General features: G+C 41.3%; 17 protein-coding genes and 2 riboswitches. Of the genes, 4 read left to right on the top strand and 13 right to left on the bottom strand.

The features are described from left to right. Window positions 1-16: 16 nt before the first annotated feature. The gene (locus tag A6749_RS11890) at window positions 17-3,982 is read left to right on the top strand and encodes an Ig-like domain-containing protein (RefSeq protein WP_066389788.1); all 3,966 of its coding nucleotides are present in this window, start codon (window positions 17-19) and stop codon (window positions 3,980-3,982) included. A 50-nt stretch (window positions 3,983-4,032) separates the two neighbouring features. On the opposite strand, the gene A6749_RS11895 is transcribed toward A6749_RS11890, so the two are convergent. The 9 genes from A6749_RS11895 to A6749_RS11940 all read right to left on the bottom strand — a co-directional run bounded on the left by A6749_RS11895 (window position 4,033) and on the right by A6749_RS11940 (window position 17,439). After that, on the bottom strand, window positions 4,033-4,617 hold the full coding sequence (locus A6749_RS11895) for a hypothetical protein (RefSeq protein WP_066389790.1): 585 nt from the start codon (window positions 4,615-4,617) through the stop codon (window positions 4,033-4,035). Between the two features lie 14 nt (window positions 4,618-4,631). Then, a complete protein-coding gene (locus A6749_RS11900; RefSeq protein ID WP_066389792.1) occupies window positions 4,632-5,798 on the bottom strand; it encodes a ParM/StbA family protein in 1,167 nt (388 codons plus the stop codon). An 851-nt stretch (window positions 5,799-6,649) separates the two neighbouring features. Beyond that, window positions 6,650-8,113: a L,D-transpeptidase family protein gene (locus A6749_RS11905; protein ID WP_066389794.1), complete on the bottom strand. Its 1,464-nt coding sequence runs from the start codon at window positions 8,111-8,113 to the stop codon at window positions 6,650-6,652. A gap of 340 nt (window positions 8,114-8,453) precedes the next feature. Further along, window positions 8,454-9,677, bottom strand: coding sequence for a L,D-transpeptidase family protein (locus A6749_RS11910; protein WP_066389796.1), 1,224 nt, complete (start codon window positions 9,675-9,677; stop codon window positions 8,454-8,456). 140 nt (window positions 9,678-9,817) lie between these two features. Next, complete coding sequence (locus A6749_RS11915; RefSeq protein WP_066389798.1) at window positions 9,818-11,092, bottom strand: cytosine deaminase; 1,275 nt, start codon at window positions 11,090-11,092, stop codon at window positions 9,818-9,820. A gap of 3 nt (window positions 11,093-11,095) precedes the next feature. Then, window positions 11,096-12,358, bottom strand: a complete 1,263-nt coding sequence (codB, locus tag A6749_RS11920) for a cytosine permease (RefSeq protein WP_066389804.1) — start codon at window positions 12,356-12,358, stop codon at window positions 11,096-11,098. A 352-nt stretch (window positions 12,359-12,710) separates the two neighbouring features. Further along, a complete protein-coding gene (locus tag A6749_RS11930; protein ID WP_066389809.1) occupies window positions 12,711-13,910 on the bottom strand; it encodes a phosphoglycerate dehydrogenase in 1,200 nt (399 codons plus the stop codon). Window positions 13,911-14,027: 117 nt separating this feature from the next. After that, a riboswitch (glycine riboswitch) is annotated at window positions 14,028-14,108 on the bottom strand. 149 nt (window positions 14,109-14,257) lie between these two features. After that, window positions 14,258-14,338, bottom strand: a riboswitch (ZMP/ZTP riboswitch). 70 nt (window positions 14,339-14,408) lie between these two features. Next, complete coding sequence (locus tag A6749_RS11935) at window positions 14,409-16,481, bottom strand: SA1320 family protein (RefSeq protein ID WP_066389816.1); 2,073 nt, start codon at window positions 16,479-16,481, stop codon at window positions 14,409-14,411. 13 nt (window positions 16,482-16,494) lie between these two features. Beyond that, window positions 16,495-17,439 carry a DUF1672 family protein gene (locus A6749_RS11940; protein ID WP_066389817.1) on the bottom strand — a complete coding sequence of 315 codons (945 nt, stop codon included), beginning with the start codon at window positions 17,437-17,439 and terminating at the stop codon, window positions 16,495-16,497. 689 nt (window positions 17,440-18,128) lie between these two features. On the opposite strand from A6749_RS11940, the gene A6749_RS11945 reads away from it, so the two are divergent. Together A6749_RS11945 and A6749_RS11950 are read left to right on the top strand one after the other, a co-directional pair. Continuing rightward, window positions 18,129-18,875, top strand: a complete 747-nt coding sequence (locus A6749_RS11945; RefSeq protein ID WP_066389818.1) for a 3D domain-containing protein — start codon at window positions 18,129-18,131, stop codon at window positions 18,873-18,875. A 212-nt stretch (window positions 18,876-19,087) separates the two neighbouring features. Further along, window positions 19,088-20,407 carry a short-chain fatty acid transporter gene (locus A6749_RS11950; RefSeq protein WP_066389819.1) on the top strand — a complete coding sequence of 440 codons (1,320 nt, stop codon included), beginning with the start codon at window positions 19,088-19,090 and terminating at the stop codon, window positions 20,405-20,407. Window positions 20,408-20,468: 61 nt separating this feature from the next. Here the strand turns inward: A6749_RS11950 and A6749_RS11955 are convergent, their stop codons facing one another. Next, entirely contained in the window at window positions 20,469-20,948 is a 480-nt protein-coding gene (locus A6749_RS11955; protein ID WP_066389820.1) for an NUDIX hydrolase, read from the bottom strand. Window positions 20,949-21,204: 256 nt separating this feature from the next. On the opposite strand from A6749_RS11955, the gene A6749_RS11960 reads away from it, so the two are divergent. After that, on the top strand, window positions 21,205-22,674 hold the full coding sequence (locus tag A6749_RS11960; RefSeq protein ID WP_066389822.1) for a S8 family serine peptidase: 1,470 nt from the start codon (window positions 21,205-21,207) through the stop codon (window positions 22,672-22,674). Window positions 22,675-22,729: 55 nt separating this feature from the next. Here the strand turns inward: A6749_RS11960 and A6749_RS11965 are convergent, their stop codons facing one another. The 3 genes from A6749_RS11965 to A6749_RS11975 form a co-directional block, all read right to left on the bottom strand. Further along, window positions 22,730-23,716: an SPFH domain-containing protein gene (locus A6749_RS11965; protein ID WP_066389827.1), complete on the bottom strand. Its 987-nt coding sequence runs from the start codon at window positions 23,714-23,716 to the stop codon at window positions 22,730-22,732. 88 nt (window positions 23,717-23,804) lie between these two features. Then, window positions 23,805-24,698: a TPM domain-containing protein gene (locus A6749_RS11970; protein WP_066389831.1), complete on the bottom strand. Its 894-nt coding sequence runs from the start codon at window positions 24,696-24,698 to the stop codon at window positions 23,805-23,807. Beyond that, a complete protein-coding gene (locus A6749_RS11975; RefSeq protein WP_066389835.1) occupies window positions 24,695-25,723 on the bottom strand; it encodes a TFIIB-type zinc ribbon-containing protein in 1,029 nt (342 codons plus the stop codon). The genes A6749_RS11970 and A6749_RS11975 overlap by 4 nt, the downstream gene beginning before the upstream one ends. Window positions 25,724-25,746: the final 23 nt, after the last annotated feature.

Genomic DNA, 25,746 nt, shown 5'->3' on the forward strand with positions numbered 1-25,746 from the left:
CTAGGGGGAAGAAGTAATGTTGAAAAAATTACAGAAGTCGTTTGTGATGTTGTTGGTTTTATTGGTTTCGGGGGTATTTTCGACCCTGTCGGCGATTGCGTCTGAACTAGAGGCTGTTCCCGAGTTTAACGGTGAATCTAATGGAGTCATTAGGGTAGTCCAAGGGGCAAGTTCAGAATATACCTTGAAGTTATCTTATGAAAAAGGAAATCAAAATAATACATCCGGAACTATTACGGTTTATACCAATTATCAAATTATTGGAGACACGCCTAGTAATTCAGGTTCCCCACAAACCTTTTCATTTTCAGGAGAAACTTTATCAAAAAATGTTAAAGGTACTATTTCTGCAAAGAATGCAGTACCAGGAACATACACAATCCCAATTAATGTGACCATTAAAAATAATGGGAATGGCAAAGGGAATGAATTGATGAACACCACCATTGACTATTTAACGGTTATGATACTGCCAAGTGATTCAGCAGCACCTGTTGTTACGATCACTAAACCTGTTAATGGCGGCTTCTATCAATCTAGCAAGCTGCCAAAAGAGCCTGAGTTTACCGTTAAAGACGAAAGTTCTTATACAACCAATGTAACCGGATGGAATACAACAACCGAAGGAGAGCAAACTGTTACAGTTACCGCAACCGATGCATATGGTAACGTGGGACATGCTTCTGTCACATACTACGTTGATAATACAGCTCCTGCGATTACTTCAGAGGTCGTTAACGGCGGTGTCTATAATGCTGCTTCACTAAAGGACAAGGTTAAAACTTACTATTCAGTAAATGAACCAACAACATCTCTTTTAGCAGATGCATTAGACCTGTCAGTTGGCCAGCATACCGTCCATATCACTGCTGTAGATCGAGCCGGAAATAAAGCTGAAAAAGAAATCACCTATATTATAGACAATGACGCACCAACAATTACCTTTAACTTTGATGATGGGGGATACTATAAATCTAGTATTTTTAGCTCATTTAACCCCTACTATAACATTGAAGATGACAATTTAGATCAAGATTCCATTTCGGCTAGTAAACCAAATTTAACAGAAGGACCACACTCAGTAACAGTCAGTGCTTCTGATTTAGCGCAAAACTATAGCACTGCCACAGCAAGCTACACCATTGATGATACAGCACCAAAGGTTACTATCCATTTAGAAGATGGGAAATATTATAATGCTGCTTCCTTAAGCGAAATTGGGGAGTTTTATACTGTAGAGGATCTTAATCTATTAAGGGTAGAACCTTCCGGATTTGGGACCACCAACGGCCACTATAAGGCAACCGTAATTGCTACTGATAAAGCAGCAAACGTTACAGTTCAATCGGTTGAGTACGTTGTTGATACTATTGATCCTGTGATTACATTTAATTCCGACAAAATCGCCAATCGCGGTTTCTACACATCCAGCTATTTGCAAGATCTTACTGATTTCTACTCCGTAGAAGATGCTAACAAGGATGAAGTAAACGTAACTGCGTTTGATTTAACCGAAGGGGAGCACACATTAACCATTACAGCTACTGATAAAGCCGGGAATAAATCAACAGAAACTATTACTTATACAGTGGATAACACAGCACCGACGATTACGTTTAATTTAACGCCAAATGGTTTCTATAATTCTAAAAATCTACCAGAAAACTATTTCACTACCTCTGACAAAAACGGAGTAGTAAGTGTAGTTCAATCCGGCTATGATAAATCTGAGGGCATACACACGCTGACTGTTACTGCGATGGATGCTGCCGGGAATAGTACAACAGAATCCATCACCTACACAGTAGACGATACAGATCCAGCAGTTTCAATTAATATCCCTAAAAATGGCGGTTTCTATCAATCTGCTAATCTACCTAAGCAGCCAGATTTCGTAGTAGTCGATGCCAGTCCTGTTGTAACCAACATTGTCGGTTACAATAAAGAAGCGGAAGCAGAGCATACCGTCACGGTTACTGCAACAGATGCGGCTGGTAATGTTGGTAGTGCATCAGTAACCTACACGGTCGACAATACAAAGCCAGAGATTACTTCAAAATTGATTGATGGTGGGTATTATAACAAGGAAACACTGGAGAATCTAGGCAAGTATTATGATGTTAAAGACCCCAACATAAATTTAGAAAAGGGCGTAACAGCAAGTGATTTAGTCCTGACAGAAGGAAAACACACTGCTGTCATTACCGCGGTAGATAAGGCCGGCAATAAAGCTGAGTTAAAAATCAACTACACAGTGGATAATACAAAGCCAACAATTACCTTTAACTTTGATGATAGCAGCTATTATCAGTCTCAAAAATTCAAGACCTTTGACCCATATTATAAGGTTGAAGATGAGAATCTTGATAAGGATTCCATTAAAGCAAGTGACATTAGCTTTGCAGAAGGAGAACATGAGTTAACGGTCAGCGCAGCGGATTTAGCGAAAAACTCCAACAGTGCAACCGTTAAATATATCATTGATGATACAGCTCCAACAGTTACGCTTGCTTTAAAAGATGGGAAGTATTATAATCTTGAAGCTTTAGAAGCTCTTGGCCAATACTGGTCAGTGACCGATAACAGCCCATTTGACGTTGAAGCAACACCTTTAGTGACTGAAGATGGAACTTATACGGCAACCGTTAAGGCAGTTGACCGGGCTGGAAACGAAACAACGGTATTTGTTGAATATCATGTTGATAACACACCACCGGAAATTGAACTGGATGAATCTAAGCTAAAAGATGGCGGGTTCTATAACGCAGCCTACCTTAAAGGTTTATCCAGCAAGCCTTACACAGTGAAAGACGCCAATCCTGATACCGATACCGCTAGTGAGTTCTATTATGAAGAAGGAACTCATGAGTATACTCTTACAGCTAAAGATAAAGCTGGAAACACGGCCGTCAAAACGATTTCCTATACAGTCGATAATACCGCACCAACGATTGGATTTAATCTAGAAAAAGATAAAGTTTATACTTCGGCTCAGCTTGCAGAAATCGGGCAGTACTATAGCGTGTCAGATAACCGCCCTGAAGCCGTTCATGTAGAGGCGGACGAATTAATCACCGGGAAGGATGGAACTTATACTCTAAATGTTACGGCAACAGACAAAGCCGGGAACATCACAACTGCTTCCATCACCTATACTGTAGATGATACAGCCCCAGTGGTTAAGTTCCATTTGGAAGATGGCAAGCACTATACAACAAAAACTTTAACCGATGCCTTGGCTGAATTTGACCATTACTACACTGCCACAGATAAACACTTAGCAGATGTTAAAGCTGAGCCATTAAAAACCAATGAGGGTGTGCATACGTTAACTGTCAAGGCAACAGATGCTGTAGGAAATAATACGGTTGCATCCGTTACCTACACCGTCGATAACACTGCGCCGAATATCAGTGGCTTAAATGGATTAAAAGACGGCCAGCGTTTCTTAGTAGGACAAAAGATCGATATTAAACCGATTGTAACAGATAACTTTGACAAGGAGCCAACTTTAGAGGGCCCAGTTAAACTTGATACCTCAAAAGCCGGAGCTCATAGCATTACGGTTACTGCAACGGACAAAGCCGGAAATACAAACAGTTTCACATATTCCTATCATGTTTATCAGTATAGCGGCGTCCTTGAGCCAGTTAAAGCTGACGGTTCCAGCACATTTAAAAAGAACAGCACGATTCCAGTGAAGTTCCAAATTAATGATGGCAAACAATATGTGACTGACGCCGTTGCGACACTTGGCCTTGTCAAAATTTCTAACAACGGAAGCGAAGAGGAAGCCCAAGTGATTTTTACATCTGCGGCTACAGAAGGCAACCTTTTCCGCTGTGGAAACGGAGACAGCCAATATATCTTTAACCTAGGTACAAAAACCTTAGATGAAGGTAAATATAAGGCAGTCATCAAAATTGAACTCGATGGAATAGAAACAATTAAAGAATCTCAAACTTTTATCATAAAAAAATAATCCCAAAGAACCCCGTCTTTTCTTCGACGGGGTTCGATTCTGTATTTAAACTATTTATTCATACTCGCCAAAAACCCGCCCAGCAGATCATCGGCATCCTCTTCCTGATCTTCTTCAGTACCAGCAGCAAATTCATCCGGTTTAATCTGATCCCAATCAATCGTATCTAAATCATCGTCCCGATGGTCGGGCTCAACTGCCGCAGCTGCTTCTTCATTTAAAGAAATGTCGATTTCTTGCGGCACCGGGGTCATTTCCTCCTGAAGATATAACACCTCTTCAAGGTCTAAAGACTTACTATTTAATGACGCTAACAACGAAGTCGCGCGCATTGGGTCGGCAATCAGCTGATACACGATGCTCCCAAGCAAAGCTTCCGAGTGCTCATGCTTTAGCCAATCTCGCTGCATCTTGGTTAAGGATTTCGGAAGGGGAATCGTGATGGTTTCCTTCTCCCTGGAATAAGAATTTCCGACCCCTTGCAGAACAAACTCAGCCATCTTACTGGAAAAATTCCGTCTTTCCGTTTCCTTCAATCGTTGCAATTCTTTCAAAAGATGTTCCGGTGTATCGGATGGGAGCCGGAAAGAAATTGCCTGACCTCGCTTTATGTCAGTGGTGGCAGACTTTTTCATATCATCACCTTAGATTAATTTTTAACCGGTGTTTTAACTTCTGCTGCCTTTTGTTTTTCTGTTCTTCTGACAAAGTCAGTGATGAGCTTATAATAAGCATTTGCCATCATCCAAATACTTTCTTTCTCATCCTCGAAAAATTCAATATTGTAGCCGTCTAGATTGTTATTTAAAGTTTTAAGATAATCCTTTAACACATGTGATCCGCCACCGACAAAATAGCAGATTTCCGTCTGTGAGTTTTTTAACCAGACATTGCGCAATAAACGGTATTGTTTTTTTGCCAAGTCCAAGAGAATTCGGTCGGTAATATCATGGACGCTTGTCCTGCTGCCACGAACCATAATATGATTACGGTTATTTTTGCGGGTAATAATATCGACCACATCACGGCGGCTGTCGAGCTCAACGCCATGCTTCTTTCTAATCTCTTCCCGAATTGCCTCTAATGACTCGGAAACGCCAAGATTAAAGCCTTGAGCCTTATCATCATCGACATTACGGTTTTTAATCACAGCGATATCAGTAGAAAGGCCGCCGATATCTTGGATTAAAATGCGCTTATCAATTAAATCCTTGTTAATAATTTTTAAGTTACTATCCATTACAAGGTTAATGAATGCAGCAAACCCCTCCGGGTATACCTTTACTTCATTAAATTTTATATTTACCTTTATTCCTTGGTATTTAGGAGTCACAAGGAACTCGACCTGATGAACAGAACCTAGTAATTTAGAGCGGTATCCCGCGTCTTTCCCTTCTTTTACTTCACGAAGGGGGAGACCGGTTCCAATCGTATATGTAGCATCAATCACATTTTTTGTCTGCGGAAAGTCTTGTTTTACCGCATCTAATGCCAATGTCGCAAACAGCATAATTAAAGTTTGATCTTCCTCAGACTTGCTGCTGCCTGGGTCTAATTCAGCCGCATTATCGCTTTTAGCTGCCAGGTTCCCGACACGATAAATGAGATTATTCTCCTTCAGGGCAGGGGAGTGGACTCTAATATGAATTCCGTCTAACGGATCTTTACTATCCAGTTCTTCAATCCCGATAATCGGGCGGTCTTCTGTATCTCTAGCAATAATGTTCGGGATATTCAATTCATATTCCATTTCTCCAAAAATTGCCTTAATCGAATCATTACCAACGTCAACTGCGGCCAATCTTGATTTTGTCATAAGCCTCAACCCTTTCCACTTAAATTGGTTTATCTATCATTAAGCGTATAAGAGTTTACTAGATTCAGCAATGAATCTAAGCGAAAAGAAATATAAGTGTAAAAATGTAAACAATACGTAAACTTTTGTAGACAAGTAAACAATTTCGTAAACATCGTTTACAAAGATGTACACTTGTTGATTTAATGCGATGTTTACATATTTGTATACACGTAAACATTATTGTAAACATAATGTATACAAAATGCATACATGTAAACATATGATGTATACAATTCGAAAACATGTAATCATTTCTGTTTACATATTGTTTCTTGGAAAAATAAAAACCTGAAACAAAGCGTTCCAGGTCCCATTGTCTTATTGTTATTTGTTGACAATAACTGCTATATGGTTGCTAACATCAAGAAAGACAAGTGATTCTTATATTTATACTTATGAGTTACAGTATTGTCATTGCCTCATCTTGATCTAGAAAATAGGGTTTGTGTCGTCTTCCTGGAGTCATCCTATTTGCTGCACACCGGTTTGTTCTAGAAAGTACTTTTTCCCAGCCATTTCGACCCCAGCCTGTCTGCAATACACCGGTTGAATCAAATTAATATATCTTCCCGTCTACTAACACCCTGCTTGTTTTCGCCGTACCCGCTTCATCCATGTACATGTATTGATTTAAAGCGATGTTTACATATCTGCAAACAAGCAAACGTTATTGTAAACGTAACGTATACAAAACGTAGACAAGTAAACTTGTAATGTGTACAATTCGAAAACATGTAAACTTATCTGTTTACTTGATGTTTTCTTACGGAATAAAACCCAAAACAAAAGTTTCAGGTCCCATCGCCTCCTTACCATTTATCAGAAATAATCGCCATATCCTTGTTGACGTCAAGATAATACCAATGATTCTTATATTTAATCCAATGAGTTACAGTAGAACGTAGATTATTTAAATAATACCGCTCTCCATCTACATTCAGCCAATCAGACACCCCGTCATCAATCACATCAGTTATAACAGCAGCCAAAGCAGTATTGTAAGAACCATCGGTGCTTAAGTAATACCAGCTCCCATTAACGTTAATCCAGCCGGTTTGCATTACACCATCATCCGCTAAGTAGTACCAGTTCCCGCCGTCATTAGCCCAGTCGGTCTTCATGGCACCTGATTGATCAAAATAATACTTTTTGTCACCAGCCTTAAGCCAGCCGGTTGTCATTGCTCCATCATGGTCCAGATAATAGCTTTTGCCGTCTAGCTGAAGCCATCCTGTATGCAGCACACCGGTTTGATCTAAAAAGTACCTTTTCCCATCTATTTCGACCCAGCCTGTCTGCAATATACCGGATGAATCAAAATAATACCTTTTCCCGTCTGTTTCCACCCAGCTTGTTTTCACTGCACCAGCGTCATCTAAATAATATTTTTCCCCGTCTATTTCATGCCAGCCGCTCTCCTTTGCCGCCCCGGTTAAATCCAAGTAATACTTCTTGCTGCCATCCTCCAGCCAGCCCCTCTGCATGGCACCTGATTGATTAAAGTAATATTTTTTTCCGCCGATTGTAAACCAGCCGGTCCGCACTACCCCATTTATATCAAGGAAATATTTATCCCCGCGGAGTTCTAGCCATCCTGTTTTCATGGCTCCGGATTGAAGAAAGAAGTACTTTTTCCCGGCGATCGTCTGCCAACCTGTCTTTGCAATCCCATTTTCGTAATAATATTTACTTCCGTTTGCCAAAACCCAGCCACTTTTCTGTTCAATCGGCGTACTTTCACCGCCGCCCCCGCTCACAGGGGCCGTTACAGGATAGCCATTTGCTACGGCAATAGCATCAAAACTGCTGCTTGAATAAGTAATCACAACCGGTGTGAAATTATTTACCCTGCCAAACAGCCACTGCACCTCGGCATTATGCATCCGTACACAGCCCGAACTGACATACCTGCCAATCGAATTTTCATTATTGTTGCCGTGGATCCCATAGGTGGTGCCATATGTGCCCCTTGCCTCAAGCCCCAGCCAGCGGTTGCCTAGCGGGTTTCGGGGGTCGCCGCCAGGAATATTCTCCGTATAATAAGGGCGGTTGACGATCTTATTGACAATCCGAAATTTCCCCTCAGGCGTTAACGCACGTGTCCTCCCAGTAGCTACACTAAAGGTTCTCACCAGCTTTCCATCTTGATAAAAGGCGAGTGTATTGGTTCGTTTATTGATAATAATGAACTGCGTGTTAGTATCAGCTTCCGTATGGCTGGTAAAAACGAACAAAGACATCAACAACACAAAAATCGCTGATAATTGTTTCATAATGATCTCTCCAATATGGTTGTTATCTTTAACATAACATGCCAAATCAGAGCGAATTGTCACAATCTGGTAGTAAATTTGTAACTTTTTTAATACTTATTGCTTAAGGACAAAACACTTCTTTGAAACTAGAAAACTGTCCTCAATAGGCATGCTTAAGGACAAATTACTCCTTCATACCTACAAAACTATCTTCAATAAGCCTTCTTGAGGACAGAAACCTCCTTCATGCCTACTAAACTGTCTTCAATAGCCCTTATTAAAGACAAAACCAGCCCAAATAACGATGAAATTGTCATTAAGGAAGCCCCAGCTATTAAAAAGCATCTTAAAAATACCATTAATGACCTTGTACTGATGCCGTCACAACCGTTCCCGCGTTTGGGTTGTCCTGAATGGAGATGGCCGCCATACCCTTACCAACATTCATGTAATACCAATTATCCTCATATTTTAACCAGCTGGTAACCGTCGACGAACCGCTGTTCAAATAGTAGCGGTCGCCGGAGATATTCAGCCAGCTTGTTTTCAACGAATCCTTATTCTCCGCCAAATCCGGACCGTCACCATCACCAATCCAGGTATTTTCTATAAACCCGCTCGAATTTAAATAATACCATTTACCATTTGAGTTCACCCAGCCTGTCTTCATTGTTCCGTTTCGTTCAAAATAGTACCATTTATCTCCAGCCTCCAGCCACCCGATTTTCATTGCGCCGGTTTTGTCAAAGTAATATTTTTGGCCGTCTTCCTCGAACCAGCCCGTTTTTAACGCTCCGTCCTTGGCGAAATAATATCGTTTACCTTCATCGGTCAGCCAGCCGGTTTTTGCCGCTCCTGTTTGGTCAAAATAATATCTTTTCCCATCAGCTTTAAACCAGCCTGTCTTTGCTGCACCATTTTGATCAAGGAAAAATTTCTGCCCTCCGCTGGAAACCCAGCCGGTCTGCATAACCCCGTTTTCGTTAAAGTAATACTTTTTGCCGCCAATCGTCTGCCAGCCTGTTTTCGCCGCACCATTTGCAAAATAAAATTTCTGCCCGCTAAAGACTTGCCAGCCGTTTGTATGCTCTTTAGCAATCGTCTTAAAGCTGCTGCTTGAATGGGTAATCACAACAGGGGTATTATTCTTCACTTGACTAAACAGCCAGCGAATCTCAGCATTGTGCATGCGGACACAGCCTCCGCTTACATATCGGCCAACTGAATATTCATTGCTGTTCCCATGAATCGCATAGGTTGTCCCATAAGTCCCCCTCGCATTTAATCCCATCCAGCGATTGCCTAACGGATTACGCGGGTCACCGCCGGCAATTTTCTCTTTATAATAAGGACGGTTTACGATCTTATTGACAATCATGAATTTCCCCTCAGGCGTTAGATCCCTTGTCCGACCAGTAGCCACCTTAAACGTCCGTACCAGCTTGCCGCCATCATAAAATGCCAGGGTATTAATCTTCTTATTAATGATAATCAACTGGGAACTCCCGCTCGCCTCCGAATGACCGGCGGATAAGAAAAACAACCCGAACAATACAACAAAAACAAACGACAATTTCTTCATATTAAACCTCTCCAATTATGTAGTTATAACCAAGCTACCATAATATATCTGAATATTTTGTCAAAAATTATCGTCAAGATAAAAAAAAGCGGTGTCAGGCACCATGTGAAAATTCACATGGTCCTGACACCGCACTTTATTTATCTAGTAAACGTCACTCGTTCTGTATTACTTTCAAGTGAAATAGTTGTTTCGCTCGGTTTTGTTTCAGCAATCACTTTGCCGCCGCGAATCGAATAACGGACTGGTGCTTGTTTCCGGATTGCCTCGTATTCGTTTTCTGCTGCTACAACAATCAAATTCGCCGGCTTTCCTTCTTCAATTCCGTACATTTCTTCAATATTTAATGTACGCGCGCTATTTTTTGTAATAAGATCAATCGAATTGACAATTTGATCATAGCCCATTAGCTGCGTTACATGGATGCCCATATGCAAGACTTGCAGCATATTGCCTGTACCGAGCGGGTACCATGGATCAAAAATATCATCATGGCCGAAACATACATTTAGTCCTGCTTCCTGCAATTCTTTTACCCTCGTCACGCCGCGGCGTTTTGGATAAGTATCAAATCTGCCTTGAAGATGAATATTCACCAGCGGATTTGCCACAAAGTTCATATCAGCAAGCTTCAGCAGTCTAAATAATTTGTATGCGTAAGCATCATTATATGAACCCATTGCTGTGGTATGACTTGCGGTAACACGAGAGCCTATGCCGCGTTCATATGCTTCTGCTGCAACAACCTCAATAAAACGCGACTGCTCATCATCAATTTCATCACAGTGGATATCCACAAGCCGGTCATATTTCTCTGCCAAGTCAAAGGCCTTTTTCATAGAATCTACGCCGTACTCTCTTGTGAATTCGAAATGAGGAATGCCACCGACAACATCCGCCCCCATTTTCAACGCTTCTTCCATTAGTTCGAACCCATTTGGATAAGATAGAATCCCTTCTTGTGGGAATGCGACTAATTGTAAGTCGATATATGGCGAAACTTCCTCTTTTACCTCAAGCATCGCCTGTAACGCAGTCAGTTCAGGGTCAGTTACATCCACATGTGTTCGGACATGCTGGATTCCTTGTGCCATTTGCCACTTAAGCGCCGTTTTGGCTCTTGTTTTTACATCTTCTTTTGTTAATGTTTCTTTCCGCTGTGCCCACCGCTGAATTCCTTCAAACAATGTACCGCTGATATTCCATTCAGGCTCACCTGCAGTTAAAGTTGTATCTAAATGAATATGCGGCTCAATGAATGGAGGGAGAACAAGGCAGCCCGCAGCATCAATCACATCATGGGACAAGCTGTCAATGTCTTCAACCTTTTGCGTAACCTTGACAATTTTCCCTTCTTCCATGGCAATTTGCCATAGTCCATCTTTTCCTCTAAGTTTTGCATTTTTAATAATCATGGATTAACTCACCTTTTCCATTTCAGTTACATATGTTGAAACTTTTCCTACAGCCGTTAATTTAGAAACGACCACATAAATGATAGCTGATCCTAAAAGACCATTTATTGGTGGAATTCCGGGCATATACTTTGCCAGTACCACTCCTGCTGCCCATGAGAAAATGGCAATCCAGTTGACTGCTTTAAACTTCATCCCTTCAAAGCGCGGGTATTTACCACGATGTACGATGAAGTAATCTGCTAAAATAATCGCACCGATGGATGGCAGTGTTGAACCTAATATTGTTAAGAAGTTGACAAAGTTGTTATACAGCCACATCGCCGCAATCGTTCCTACAATTCCGTTGAAGATAACCATTTTGCTCTTTTTGATTTTTGTAATGTTTGAAAAACCAAGACCAGAAGCATATAGCGCATTATCATTTGTCGTCCAGATGTTAAAGCCTAAAACAATGATTGCCGGTACAATTAATCCTTGAATAAACATTACTTCTGAAATATCTGATTGAGCAGTTACAATCGTTCCCACCGCTCCGAAAAGGAACATTAAGGAGTTACCGATAAAGAAGGCAATGACCGTTGAGGTTACCGCTGAGCGCTTTGTTTTTGCAAAGCGGGCAAAGTCAGGTGTTAAAGAACCGGCACTGATAAACGAACCGATACAAATCGTTAATGCAGCTGCAAGCCCCATTGCTGCATCTGGCTGATAGTTGAACAATTCGTGAATACCGCCAAGTGTTTCTGTTGCTTTAAACATCGAAAAACCGCCTAGAACCGCAATCGAAGGACATGCTATAAAGCTTAAAATCGCTAATGCCTTAATTCCGAAAAATGCTGTTGCTGTCATCGCAATTCCAGCAATCCCGATTAATAAGTAAGTATCTAAACCCGTTACTTTTTGCACCGGAATGGCGAACATCGCAACACCGACACCAAACCAGCCGACTTGTGTTGCTCCAAGTAGAAAGGAAGATAGATAGGAGCCTTTTTCGCCAAACGCATAACGAGCAAGCAAATGGGTTGATAAACCCGTTTTTGCTGCGATGTAAGCTAGTGCACCTGTATAAAGTCCAAGAATCAGATTACCTGCTAAGACAATCCAGATAAACTGTGTAAAGTCCAAACCCTTTGCTAACGATCCGCCAGACCACATGCTCGCTGAGAAGAAAGTCAGCCCAAGCATAACCACAAGCATATTCCAAAATCCATTACGATTAGCCTGCGGGACAGGCTGCAGAGAAAAATCTAAATCTACTTTTTTCATACCAATTCCTCCATATACTCTTCATTTGGTTTGAACTGGTACCGAAGGAAACCTTCGATAAAAGAAAAAAACTCCTTGCCGTTTCCGACAAGAAGCTTTTTCATCATGATAAACAATGGGCAGGGTAAACCAAAGCCCACCATATATCACAAATTCCGTTGTCCTTGTCAGCCTCACGGGACTGAATTTAAAGGTACCAGTATTAAATTAACAATATTATGGCAGAAAAACGCCAAATTTGTCAATAGGGGAAATGAGGCATGGGACGGTTCTCCTGCATCATACGAAACAACAAAAAGGACCGGCCCCTCACTCTGCTAAACTAGTGAGAGACCAGCCCTATAAAAATAATTTAAATAATCCGTGCTCTTACAACACCGTCAACTAAATTAATTTGTTCTGCTAAGCCCGGAATAATATCACCGCTTACTTCATTGTCAATATCAATGATCGTATAGGCATAATTGCCGCGGCTTCTGTTTACCATGTCGGCAATGTTCAGATGGTAGTTTGAAATCACTGAAGTGATTTTTCCCACCATATGCGGAATGTTTTGATGGAAAACAGTCACACGAACCTTTCCTGTATACGGTAAGAAAGCATTCGGGAAGTTCACAGAGTTTTTGATGTTTCCTGTCTCCAAAAGCTCCTTCACCTGACGTGAGGCCATGATTGCACAGTTTTCCTCTGATTCTGTTGTTGAAGCCCCAAGGTGCGGAATTGGCACAACATTTTTCATTTGCAGCACATTTTCATTTGGGAAGTCAGTAATGTATTTACCTACGATTCCATCCTCAAGTGCAACAGCCATATCAATTTCATTGACAAGCTCGCCGCGTGAGAAATTCAAGATGTGAACACCCGGCTTCATAATGCTGAAGGTTTCTTTGTTAAACATTCCTTTTGTGTCATTTGTTAACGGAACATGTACGGTAATATAGTCAGCTTCAGCAAACAGCTGTTCAATCGTCATGGCGCGCTGGACGTTACGGGATAAGTTCCAAGCTGTGTCAACAGAAATGAACGGGTCAAAGCCAATGACATCCATATCTAAATCTAGCGCATCGTTCGCAACAAGGGCGCCGATGGCTCCGAGACCGATGACACCAAGTGTTTTTCCTTTTATTTCTTTACCGACAAACTGTTTCTTTCCTGCTTCTACAAGCTTTGGAATTTCACTGCCTTTTCCATCAAGAGCCTTTGTCCAGGCAATCCCGTCAAAAAGATTACGTGAGGAAGCCATTAATAACGTTAGCACAAGCTCCTTAACGGCATTGGCATTGGCGCCTGGTGTGTTAAAAACAACAATTCCCTGCTCTGTGCACCGATCGACTGGAATATTATTTACACCTGCACCAGCACGGGCAATACCTAATAGATTGCTGCCAAACTCCAAAGAATGCATGTTGTAGCTGCGGACGACAATCGCATCCGGGTTCTCACTTGCATCATCAAGTATATATTGGTCATTTTTGAATACCTTTAATCCTTGTTCTGCAATGCTATTTAACGTTTTAATTGTTTTTACTTTGTCTAATGTTATTGTGCTCATTTTCGTTTCTCCCTTTTTTTTAAAATCATTAAAAATACTTAGCTTCCAAATGAAAAAAGAGACTGGTGTTCTCCAATCTCTAAAAAAGGTATCAAAAATAACAAATAAACATTGCCTTTGTTATCTTCTGTCCTTTTGCCTGAGATATTGAACCCTTCGGCGCTGCGGCAAAACCGCAACCTCTCCAGAAGCCGCTCCTGTTATAGTGTGACCCATAACCTTCATAGCGCTTTTCCTATTTTGTTTTTACAACCAGCAGAACTGCAAGCTTTCAAGTTTACTATCAGCATCAATTCTAATCTATCGCCTCCTTAAAAGCATAAAGAGGCAAGGGAGTAAATCCCCCTTACCTCTGCCCAGGCGAACGGCTATACGATACAATGTGCTCCCTCACGGTGATCCGTGTCTCGCCAGTCACACACAGTCTTTTAATTTGTTTTATTTTATCAAAATTTTCAGCGAGTTTCAACCCTTTAAAACTTTAAAGTGCGTAAAAATTTAAGTTAAAGTAACCCGCTGGACTTGTTCTTCCAAGGCACCCATGTTTTTTAAGACATCTTTTGACACTTTACATAAGGCCTCAATGGAAAGACCTTTCTCATCTGATAATTGAAAGACAATATCCTTAAAAAGAAGCTGCATATCCTTAAAAATATTGACCGCTGCCGTATTATAGAAATGAAGATTCATATAATTCCCGGGATGAAATAGGGCACTATCAATATAAGGACGCAAATTATTAACCAATCTAGGAAAGTGGAGGATTAACCGGTCAACACCTTTTCTGACCCCTTCCACTGTTGCCGCTGCTTCATCCAACGGTGCAAGTGCTTGCCGAACCTTCGCCCTGACTTTATCTTCATAATCGGTAAAAAGGCTCAATACAAGCGATTTTACATTTCCATAGATGACAATATTGGTCATAATATTTTTGATTGTGAAGGATGTTGTCTCCAGAACGGATTCAATCGTTGATAAAACTTTTTGGATTGTGATCAATAAAGGAAGGACCATTTTATAAAGTGTCGTTTTTAATTTTTCAAAAACTAGATCAAGATGAACTTGCTTGAGCCGCATTCTTAATGTCATATATTTCGAAGCTTCTAAATGATAGTTATTGGTTTTCTGTACGTCAATAGTCCCTTCCGCAAAGCTGGATTTTGAGCCGATGGCAGCTGCCAGTGCTTGATCCCGTTGGGCAAATGTGGTGGCCGTATCTGACACCTGCTGGGTGAATTCCGATAGCTGTTTAGAAACTTTTCCATGATTTCGATCGATGATCTGATAATGGCCATTGATTTCTCCGACAACTGCATCTGCAAAATGATCTGCTCCGCCTTTAAATAATTCCGGTACCTTTTCATGAATCAAGAAATGAAACACGTTGGTAAGTTCTTCAATTTGCTGCTTGATTTGGTTTAAATATCCTCTAGCTTGATCAAACAAATGCTCCACACTAATATTTACATGATAAATATGTTCCACAAGCTCCATCGGCGGGGAATTCAAAATCAAATTGAGTGAACGGCAGTATCCTTCAGCCTTATTAAGAAAAGTAAGCAAAATATCAATTTGAAATTTAAACATGTTTCCGGTGGACGTTATTCCTTTAAAAATGGGGTCCCCTACTTGATTTTCAAAGGAATCTGTAAAGGTTTCCTGGAGCTTTTGGACGCGTTGGCGAAATTTACTTGTTTCGTGCTCAACAATTTCGAGGGAATGTTTCATATATTCTTTAGCCCTTGAAAGCTGCTGATGAACGTCCGTTTCCAGACTATGTTCCAGTATTCTTAGATTTCCCTCATTGATCTCAATTTTTTGCGAACCGCCATACAACGGCTTTCCAGTCCAAAAATTTGTCATGATGTGGGTATCGGCATCGACGTAAATGACTCCGTAACCAGGCTGTCCTTTTTGGCCTATGGTGTAATATTGTCGACCATCATTCTCTCTTAAATAACCCGTATGATTGGTGGCAAGCTTCGAAAATTCGGGAATACCATTATTGATTTCATAGCGATTCCCCGGGATTCGATTATCCAGGCCCAACGCCATTTCCGTCTTGGTCAGCACATCATAAATACTGAAGTAATTGGTAATATTCGAGTACGATTGGTTCGGGTCAACAATTCCCTCCGGTAAGAGGGCCGGATTTAAGGTGACGGCCTTCACCTCCGGATGCGCAACTCCAACCGCATTCGTCGTCGCACCACCAAGGGAATTCCCGCACACATTGGTAATCTTTCCGTACTTTATCGCCATCTCACCGTAATAATCATTGGCCGCTTGTATTTGTGCCGGGATAATTTTACTTAGCAACTGAGCATCTGTGAATACGTCCTTTTTATCGGCTGTACCGGCGAAGACGATTGTTAATTCACCCGTTTTATCATTTACAACTGTCATGGCATCGAGTCCGGAGGGGTGGTCATATCTTGTATTTACAACCAAATAGTCGTTCCCATTTACTTTTAATCTATCATTTGTTCTATGTGAAATATAGGCATGATATCCTGCCAGTTCTACTAAATCATTATCATATTTGATTTTAAAACTCGTTGAAGAGTTCACATCCGTTTTCCTCCTATTTTTTAATAATAAAGTTTGGATAGGCTCTTTCAAGAGTAGAGTCTTTCGAGTTTATTCCCGTAGTTTTATCTAAAGTATTATCATTTAATAAAACTGAATAAGCCCCAGGAGGAATACCGTCCCCTTTCTCGATATCTGCCACTAATTGGTTTAAAACAGCTGGATCCGGCTCGGCATCTTTTTCAGCCATGAAAAATTCAATTGTAATAATTTGGTCTTTTGGATCTAATGATTTCTTATCAAAAAGAGTTTTCCACTCTTCATTGCTGCGCTTTGGATTTTCCATATACTTATCAAATAAGAAATCACACAATTCACCCTTGGAAGTTGTATAGTAATAAGGTGTTGAAAAACCACCTGTATCGGTATTATTAACTGCCTCTATCCGTCTTCCAACTACCGGGTGTTCTTTGACAAATGATCCTACATATTGATCAAGTTTTTTGAATTCCTCGTCAAAGATCATCGCATAAATGCCTGTTGCTATAGCATCCTCGATTTGCCCTTCCTGTGACCAAACATTCTCAGACATGATTTTTTTATTTTTTGTATCGATAGGTATAATTGCATAAGCATGAAAATGTGGCTCTCCTACTGATTCCACAAATACTGTCGCTCCATCCACATTACCCACTGCATTATGTACAATTACTTTTGTTTTGTAATTTTTTAAAAAGAAGTCTTTAACAGCCTGGTCAATTTCTTTTCGGTGCGTCTTGGCAATCTTATCTGTTTTCTCTCCATTTTCCAGTTTATAGCCCTCGCCCGTATAATCCTGAACCCGTACATAATTTTCAAGGCGTACATTCGACTCTTCTTTGTTATTAGGGGTTTTGCTTTCCGTCTCCGTGTTATTATCCGAAATATTCATTTTGCCGCAGCCTCCTAAAATTAAAGACATTCCGATGGCTAAGGCCATCATTGTTTTTCCATATTTCATATTTAAAAGCCCTCCTAGACTTGATGTCTTTATAGATGATGCCAATTATTGTCCAATTATTAAAATGGGAAGGGGTCATATTGAACAAAATTCATTATGTACATAAAGTTATTCAATAGGAATACAATTACATACAAATCTTACCATATTAATACATAATCAGAGAATGTTACTTTAGAAGGATAAAATTTTCGAAAGGCAGGACATTAGACTTATAATTTAGAAGGGTTTGAAATCGATGACCAACAAAGTCAGGTGAAGACAATGGTATTCACCTGGCTTTGTTTTATTACAACTGCCATAAAGCAACACGAAGGAGGGTGTTTTTGGATGGATTTCCCACAAGGACGAAGGTTCTCCTGTCTCATAAACAAAAAAGTTATAAAATTTTCGGAAAAATAAGTGGAATATACCCCATAATTTGGTTATAGCGTGCGTTTTATATCCGCCCTTTGTAACATCCCTGTAATATTTCTATGCTTGTTTTAAAAGCAACAGTCTGTTGGGATTATTGCTATTATAGTACTTAAAATGAAATTTATATTCAGATTATTCAGTTAATTTAGAAATGCTATTGCAATATACCTGCCATATCTGTCATTAATTTAACATCTCGCTGTTCTTTGCCACAAAAAAATCCATGTTACGATTATGAAAACTTAGCAACAAAGAACATGGAGGGTAAAAGAATGCTAGACAAATTAAAAATATTCATCGCAGCAGCCGTACTCTCAGTAACTGTAAGTGCTAATGTACAAGCTGCAACCGTAACAGTAGAAAAAGGAGATACCCTATGGGATCTTTCAAACGAACATGATACATCTGTGGAGAATATCCAAAAAGTAAATCATCTTTCATCGGACCTGATTCATCCCGGAGATAAATTAACGATACCCCAGGAAAAACATTATATAGTAAAAAATGAAGATACTTTAATCGATATTGCTAAAGAACAGCATGTAACAGTATCACAAATTAAAGAATGGAACGATTTAATTACCGACCTTATCCATCCTGGACAAGATCTTTTACTATATAAGAATGTAAAGGCAGAACCGATAAAGCCAGAGGTCACAAAGCCTGCTAAGAAGAAACAAAAGGTAGATAAACCTAAGGTAAAAGCTGCCTCAACAAGTAATACTGGTAAAAAGCAAATTACCGTGAAAGCTACTGCGTACACAGCTTTCTGTGAAGGATGCTCTGGTACCACCGCTACTGGAATTGATCTAAGAGCAAATCCAAATAAAAAAGTCATTGCAGTAGACCCATCCGTTATACCGCTTGGCAGCAAAGTATATGTAGAAGGCTTTGGTGAAGCAATCGCCGGAGATACAGGCGGAGCCATCAAAGGAAACCGAATCGATGTCTTCATTCCATCCGAAGCAAAAGCAAATGAATTCGGTGTAAAACACCTAAAAGTAACCATATTAGACTAATGGAGCATGGGAACTGTTTTCCTATTTCATTGGTAAAAGGGTCAGCCCCTCAACTCCGCTTCAGCGGAGGAGGGGCCAGGCCCTTTTTTGGTGTCAGGCACCCCATCCTCCAATTTCCTCACTAATATTTTCACTATAAAAACAGGAATAATCCCCCATTGTATAGAATAATTGGAATATTAGAAAACTATTTAAGGAGGAAGTTTTTTGACATGAAGGCTCTTGTTTCTTTTTTTAACCGGGTTATGCAGCGCTATTTGCCTGATCCATTTCTGTTTGTCATTATTTTAACTTTTGTCGTCTTTGGATTAGGCATTGTTTTGACGGATAATGGGCCATACCAAATGGTGCAGCATTGGGGCAATGGCTTTTGGGGCCTGTTAGCTTTTTCAATGCAAATGGTGCTCGTTCTGGTAACCGGACATGTACTTGCAAGCAGTAAACCATTTAAAAAGGGATTAGGCGCCCTTGCCTCTCTGTCCAATACACCGGGACAGGCAATTATTTATGTAACACTGATTTCACTTATTGCCAGCTGGATTAACTGGGGCTTCGGTCTTGTTATCGGCGCACTTTTCGCAAAAGAACTGGCGAAGAAGGTTGAAAATGTTGACTACAGACTGTTAATTGCGAGCGCTTACTCCGGCTTCGTTGTTTGGCACGGCGGCTTTTCCGGCTCCGTACCATTGACAATCGCAACACCGGGCCATTTTTCTGAAAAAATGATTGGCATCATTCCTACAAGCGAAACGATTTTCGCCCCATTCAACATTATTATTATTCTCGCTCTAATTGTTGTTTTACCGATCTTAAATCGTTTTATGATGCCGTCAAAAGAAGAGACGGTGATTGTGGACCCGGCACTTTTAGAGGACAATACATTCCAGGCAGCGGCATTAGAAGGTAAACTTACCCCGGCTGAACGGCTGGAAAATAGTAAAATTGTTTCCTTACTCGCCGGTATTTTTGGATTGATCTTTTTATTTTGGTATTTTGCCACGAATGGATTCAAGATTAACCTTGATATCGTTAATTTTCTGTTCTTATTCTTAGGGATCTTATTTCACGGCACACCAAAACAATTCCTCGACGCTGTCCTAAATGCTGTAAAGGGGGCAAGCGGGATTATTATTCAATTTCCGTTCTACGCAGGTATCATGGGTATGATGGTAACTTCCGGCTTAGCCGCGGTGATTTCCGAAGGCTTCGTTTCGATATCAAACGAGTTCACCTTCCACCTGTTTACATTTTGGAGTGCAGGGCTGGTTAATATTTTTATTCCATCCGGCGGCGGGCAATGGGCCGTTCAAGCACCGATTATGCTTGATGCAGCCAAAGCCCTTGGTGTATCTATTCCAAAAACAGCCATGGCCGTCGCCTGGGGCGATGCCTGGACAAACATGATCCAGCCATTCTGGGCCCTCCCAGCCCTAGCCATCGCCGGCCTAAAAGCCAAAGACATCATGGGCTTCTGCGTCATGGTCCTAGTCGTCAGCGGCATCATCATTTCATTAGGGTTCCTATTTCTATAATGCATGGGGCTGGTTCTTTTGCTTCTGATGCAGAAGAACCGTCCCCATTTCTCATTCTAGATTAAACCCGTATTGGCAGAGGGGATGTAGTATAATTCACTACATCTTCACCAACATATTCAAATATATGCTCTAACCCATATTCCCCATTTAACATTTTTGGCAAAAACATTTTCATATTACTGACAACTCCCCCGTTGTCTGGGTGTAAAATCCACTCAAGCGGTTTCCAGTCTAGAATCCCTTCGTCCATTTTAAGAGGGGTCGGAAGATGAACATCCTTGAGCAAATCCGCAAGAAACACATACATCCCGGACACCTCCATATCGCTTTTCCAAATCACATTTCCTGCGTGCACCACTTCGTCTAATTCAAGCCCTGTCTCCTCCAAGACTTCCCTCATTACACCTTGATAAGGAGACTCATCTTTTTCAATTTTTCCGCCTACGCCATTCCACTTCCCCATATTTGGGCTTTTTCGCCTATTTATCAGCAGTAATTCGCCATTTTTTTTTATAAAGCAAATCGTATATTTCAACATCAAATAACTCCTCAAAACATTTTTAATAGCTTCAATTATATCACTCCCAGACTAATTCCAAATAAATGAAGCGCAAAGGGTTTTTCGTTTTGCTAAATATTTAACAGGCTTTTGCTACTTTGGAATCAGAAGAACCATTCATTTTCAAAATATTTGTCTAAACCTTTTCGGTTCTAATTTCCTCATTCGACAATATCATTTAGGAGCTTGTCTTAAAATCTAGTTGTACTTAAATTAACTAAAGGGAGAAATGTAAATGAAGAAAAAGTTTGCTGCTTTATCTGTTAGTTCGGTTCTATCATTATCTTTACTTCTTGGGGCTCCATCCATCGAAACAAAGGCATCTCCTGAGCCGGAACATTATGTTGTTGCCTATAAAGGAAAACTACCCTCAAACTTCTCAGAAAAAATTGAAGAAGCAGGTGGAAAGGTAGAACGTGTGATACAAGAAATCGGGACCGTTGAGGTTGCTTCCTCTGATCCTTCATTTCTAGCAAATATAAAACAAGATACAAATGTGCATGCTGCGGACCGGGAATTAGAAGCATACTTAGAAACGGACCCCGATGGGAAAATTCAATTTACCCCGGGGACCCCAAACGGAGAGAAGGTTACGCTTGATTCAAATGCTGACAGCTATTGGGATCAACAATGGGACATGCAGCGCTTAACCCATAATGGGGATTCCTATAAATTAAATAAAGGAAATCATGATACCGTTGTTGCGGTCATCGATACTGGAATTGACTTTAGTCACCCAGATTTAAAAGATAACGCAGATCTTGCCGGGTCGAAAACCTTTGTACCGAGAACTACTGATGCTTGGGATCAAAATGGCCACGGGACGCATGTCGCTGGATCAATTGCCGCAAATGGGAAGGTGAAAGGGGTAGGACCTGGATTAACGGTTCGTGCCTACCGTGTATTCGGTGCAACAGGAGGAGCACAGCAGTCTTGGATTACCGACGCTATTGTATCAGCGGCCAACGATGGTGTTGACGTCATTAACATGTCGATTGGCGGCTGGCGCTGGATGGCCAATAACTTAGGGGAAAAAGGTGATTCAGCTTCGATGGTAGCTTATCACCGCGCCGTTCAGTATGCCATTCAAAAGGGAGTAACAGTGGTTGTTTCAGCCGGTAATGACTCAAGAGATTTAAACAATTTACATGATATGCAAACCTATTGGAAGGAAAATTACGGTTGGGATATTAAAGGTCCATCTCGCGTCGTACCAGCACAAATTCCTGGTGTCATTACTGTTTCTTCGTCAAACGAGTGGAGTGATGAGGGGATTGCCTTCTATTCTAATTATGGAAATGCCATCGATGTTGCCGGCCCTGGTGGCGATAATGGCCCAACGTATGACGGTCTATACCGCCAAAACCCGAAAGGTGACTTTTTAAATAAACGTGACTTTACTTATCGCACATTATCAACGTATCCTACCTATCCTGTTGGCGGCGGAAATAATGCGACAACGAAATTTAGTGACGGCAAATGGCATGGATATTCTTACCTACACGGAACATCCATGGCAGCACCAAAAGTAGCCGGTGTTGCCGGAGTCATTAAAGCCGCCCATCCTGAATATAGCCCTGCCCAAGTAGCAGCTGCGATTAGACAAAGTGCAATTGATTTTGGCAAGGTCGGATTTGACGCACTCTACGGCCACGGCGAAGCAAATGTTTATAACTTCCTATCAAAAGATAAGCCTAAAAAATAAGCTAAACACAGGGACGGTTCTTCTGTATCAGAAGCCAAAGAACCGTCCCCATGCATCACACCAGCTTTTGCCCGCAGTTTGAGCAGAAGTTGGCTCCGTCTGTTTTGGTGCCGCAGTTTGGGCAGAAGTTTGGTCTCTTTTGGTCGCTGGTTCCTGTTTGTGTAGTGGGCTGAGTATTTTGCGATGGTGCATCCTGATTCTGTTTCATTTGGTTCATCATTTTACCCGCTATATTCATCCCCATCATCATTCCAGCCATATCCGAGGCTGCCCCTCCGCCGCTCATTTTGCCGGAGGCCATGCCGTCCGTCAATTCAATCTGCTGATAGCGATTAATGTCACTAACCATCCCGTGCGATGCATTTTTAGTAATCCTGTCTTGAATTTCCTTTGGATAGCTGAAGCTCATGACATTAAAGCCGGTAATTGCAATACCGCTTTTTTGCATCTGCATATCTAAATCTTCTTGAATGCCTTTGGAAATGTCGAAGGAGTTGGCCTGAAGGTTAAACATATCCTTTCCTTCCTTCGTAATCCACTTCATCAAGAGCTGATCAAGAACTGCCGTAATCCGTATTTTGACATCCTCAACCAAATATTGCTCGCGGACACCAGCGATTTGATCAATCAACGCAATATAATCACTCACTTTAAAATTGAACGTTCCGTTCGCCCGAATCGGCAGGCCGCCCGGAAGCCCTAAAGTAGGGATATTAATCGCATTTTGCGTGCCCCATTTCACCACAAACTCCTTGGTATTGACAAACAGCACCTCGACTCGCATGCCGCTATTAAATCCGAACTTAAATCCCTTCAATGTCGACAAAAAAGGAATGATTTGCGACTCGATATCATACTCGCCTTCATCACGGAAAATCCCTTCAATTTTTCCATTGTTTAAAAAAAGCGCATCCTGACCGGGACGAATGATCAGCTTACTTCCTTTTTTAATCTCGCGGTTGCTCCACTTATAAAAAATCATATCATCCCTGAATTCCTGCCATTCTACAACATTTGCAAATTGGTTTTTAAAAAAAGACATCTATCCATCTGCTCCTTTCTGAAATATCATTTTTATATGTGTTATTGACTTTGAGAATTGTCTAGCTCAGCGCCCGCAATCCATTTCTTTAAAATTTCCCCCGGCTGCCGCTGTGTGAATGCCCACCGCCTGTAATACCGCCACCGCCGCTATTTGTATTGCTCGACGGTTTCTTCTGTCTCGTTATCGTCCGTCGAACAAAGGTATCATAACTGCTGATGACCTTTGAACTGCTTTTATCCATATAGGTTTGGGCATCAACCGTAACCCTGCCGCCGGAGCGATAGGCCATTATTCCCACAACACCCCCCGCCATGACGAAAGAGATAATTAGCTGAAACCACCATTGAAAAAAGATATTTTCCGGATTAACACGCGAATCATACTCATGGGCGTTGTACCCGTCATCGATGCCACCGGATCCATAGTCCGTATATCCACTAGACCCAGATTGCCCAGGTCCATCCCCCGGCTCATAGCCCATATATTCATAAGCATTATTTAAAAAAACCGAAAACGCCTCAAAATATTGGCCGTCCGATAAATCCGGGGTAATTTCATCGCGGATCATATCAAGCCTGCCGTCATCCAAATACTGCTCGGCTTTTTTAAAACCGGCCAAATACACATCGCGCTCGTTCATGTCGATGGCCAAAATCGCTGTATTTCCATGTGGCTGGTCATAACCAGGACCATGCTCATCATAAAAATCCTCTACATATTGAACAATGTCCTTTCCATCTGTGTCCTCTAATGTAATGATAAGAAAAGCAGTGTCTCTTTCTTCTCCCAGTTCACTCGCTAACTGTTGTAGTTCCGCCTCTTCATCATCCGTTAACAACTGGGCATTGTCATAAACATAATGCTCCCGGTCAAACGTTTGTGCCGCCTGTACATTGGATGAAAACCCACCCCAAGGCAGCACCAGCAGCATCGCCGTCAAAAAGAACAGGAGACTTTGTTTCACATGAAACAATCTCACCAAAATCCACCTCCCATCATGTAGGAGACGCATTTTAAGGCAAAAAAGGTCCCGGCCGCAATCCCGCTAAACCACGCTGTTACTCTGCCCCGGCTGATAGGAGGTTTACCGACAATTTTCCCCGTCTGCCCGTTCATCGCAAACGTATACTCAGCCTTATTGTAGTCATAGCTGATCATCCAGACCGGCAGTAAAACATAATGGCTGTTAACATTTCTAGTATCAATGTGCTTATTTTTATAAAGTACAGAATGATAGCTTGAAAAAGTAGAAGAAATATAGGAATCAATGTAGCCGCCAATTTTGTCTTTCGCCCGTGGCAGCAGCTCTTCGTCATTGTACTGGTATTTCTCCGCCATATATCCTGCCAAATAAGGAGTTTTAAACTCCTTCAACTGGTCATACGGATATGGCTCCAATTTATCCATTAATTCATCACTCATTTTCATTGAGGCATCCACCGGGATTTTGAGATAGTCAAGATTGATATCGCGGAAGGCATCATAAAACTTTGTTTCGGTATAAATATAATCCCCTTCTGTATAAGTCCTAACCTTCGTACATTCCGCGCTGACTTGTACCTTACTATTTAAATCAAACAGCCAAAACGGAACATATATCCCCGTAATATTCTTAATCCGGTCCGCATGCATGAAGCCTTTCGGGGTCAGCAGCCCTTTGCTGCACCACTTTTTGAACGCTGCCATGGCTTCTTCCTTGCTAATCGTAAAAGGAATGACTTTCGCGGGTGCAAGCTGGCCTGATAAACGGTCAGCGATGACAACACCTGCACCGCAAAAGCCGCAGTTTGTAGCCGCTGTCTCGGCCGCGGTGATAAGAACTGCGCCGCAATTTTCACAATGAAACTCCGTTGCTTCATCATCAGAGAACCTTATTGATTTCAGTTCTTCTGGATATTTTTCGATATTCTCCTGTCTGCCGCAGCTATGGCAGGACAGATCGCCATTTTCAGCATTGAAAGCCATATCACTTCCGCAGCCTGGGCATTTGTAATGAAGGATCATGGTCACTTCACCCCTTTAGCAAC

Origin of the sequence: Neobacillus mesonae (assembly GCF_001636315.1) — a bacterium.
Taxonomy (GTDB): Bacteria; Bacillota; Bacilli; order Bacillales; family Cytobacillaceae; genus Neobacillus; species Neobacillus mesonae.

Coding starts and splice junctions, on each gene's coding strand:
- A6749_RS11890 (WP_066389788.1), top strand. CDS start 17: ATGTTGAAAAAATTACAGAAGTCGTTTGTGATGTTGTTGGTTTTATTG.
- A6749_RS11895 (WP_066389790.1), bottom strand. CDS start 4,617: ATGAAAAAGTCTGCCACCACTGACATAAAGCGAGGTCAGGCAATTTCT.
- A6749_RS11900 (WP_066389792.1), bottom strand. CDS start 5,798: ATGACAAAATCAAGATTGGCCGCAGTTGACGTTGGTAATGATTCGATT.
- A6749_RS11905 (WP_066389794.1), bottom strand. CDS start 8,113: ATGAAACAATTATCAGCGATTTTTGTGTTGTTGATGTCTTTGTTCGTT.
- A6749_RS11910 (WP_066389796.1), bottom strand. CDS start 9,677: ATGAAGAAATTGTCGTTTGTTTTTGTTGTATTGTTCGGGTTGTTTTTC.
- A6749_RS11915 (WP_066389798.1), bottom strand. CDS start 11,092: ATGATTATTAAAAATGCAAAACTTAGAGGAAAAGATGGACTATGGCAA.
- codB (WP_066389804.1), bottom strand. CDS start 12,358: ATGAAAAAAGTAGATTTAGATTTTTCTCTGCAGCCTGTCCCGCAGGCT.
- A6749_RS11930 (WP_066389809.1), bottom strand. CDS start 13,910: ATGAGCACAATAACATTAGACAAAGTAAAAACAATTAAAACGTTAAAT.
- A6749_RS11940 (WP_066389817.1), bottom strand. CDS start 17,439: ATGAAATATGGAAAAACAATGATGGCCTTAGCCATCGGAATGTCTTTA.
- A6749_RS11945 (WP_066389818.1), top strand. CDS start 18,129: ATGCTAGACAAATTAAAAATATTCATCGCAGCAGCCGTACTCTCAGTA.
- A6749_RS11950 (WP_066389819.1), top strand. CDS start 19,088: ATGAAGGCTCTTGTTTCTTTTTTTAACCGGGTTATGCAGCGCTATTTG.
- A6749_RS11955 (WP_066389820.1), bottom strand. CDS start 20,948: ATGTTGAAATATACGATTTGCTTTATAAAAAAAAATGGCGAATTACTG.
- A6749_RS11960 (WP_066389822.1), top strand. CDS start 21,205: ATGAAGAAAAAGTTTGCTGCTTTATCTGTTAGTTCGGTTCTATCATTA.
- A6749_RS11965 (WP_066389827.1), bottom strand. CDS start 23,716: ATGTCTTTTTTTAAAAACCAATTTGCAAATGTTGTAGAATGGCAGGAA.
- A6749_RS11975 (WP_066389835.1), bottom strand. CDS start 25,723: ATGATCCTTCATTACAAATGCCCAGGCTGCGGAAGTGATATGGCTTTC.